This is a genomic window from Candidatus Skiveiella danica (genome assembly GCF_022705245.1).
Lineage (GTDB): Bacteria > Pseudomonadota > Gammaproteobacteria > Burkholderiales > Burkholderiaceae_C > Skiveiella > Skiveiella danica.
Map to the genome: position 1 here is coordinate 374 of NZ_JAKJEW010000141.1, position 230 is coordinate 603.

A 230-nucleotide genomic window follows, 5' to 3' on the forward strand; every position below is an offset into this window, starting at 1 on the left:
CGATCTCGTCATCATCGGCGCGGGCCCCGGCGGCTATGTCGGCGCCATCCGCGCGGCCCAGCTCGGCATGAAGGTGGGCGTGGTCGAGAAGCGCGCGAAGCTCGGCGGCACGTGCCTGAACGTGGGCTGCATCCCGTCGAAGGCGCTGCTGCAAAGCTCCGAGAAATACCGCGAGGCGACGCACAGCTTCGCCAGGCACGGCATCAAGGCCACTGTCGAGCTCGATCTGC

The 230-nt window shown here is 68.3% G+C and carries 1 protein-coding gene; it reads left to right on the forward strand.

What is annotated here, in order from left to right:
* The coding region (locus tag ACMUOY_RS20560; protein ID WP_413894571.1) for an FAD-dependent oxidoreductase at positions 1-230 on the forward strand (230 nt) is incomplete at both ends.